1 pseudogene is annotated in these 230 nt (G+C 74.8%); it reads left to right on the top strand.

The features are described from left to right. A pseudogene (locus ACLQ2S_RS27180) lies at positions 1-230 on the top strand (NF041680 family putative transposase); the annotation flags it as partial.

Consider the following 230-nt stretch of genomic DNA (forward strand, 5'->3'; position numbering starts at 1 on the left):
GCCCACACCCAACTCCGGCTGGCCCGACCACTCGCCGCAGACCTGCGCCACCCGTGGGAACGACCCGCCCCACCCGACCGGCTCACCCCCGCCCGCGTCCGCCGCGGATTTCGGCACCTACGCGCCAACAGCCCCTGTCCCGCCAGCGCACCGAAACCCACCCGACCAGGACCCGGCCGCCCACCAGGACGACCCAACCGCCACCCCACCCGCCGCCACGACGTCCATAT

It is taken from the genome of Micromonospora sp. DT48 (assembly GCF_049844495.1).
In the GTDB taxonomy this organism is placed as follows: domain Bacteria; phylum Actinomycetota; class Actinomycetes; order Mycobacteriales; family Micromonosporaceae; genus Micromonospora.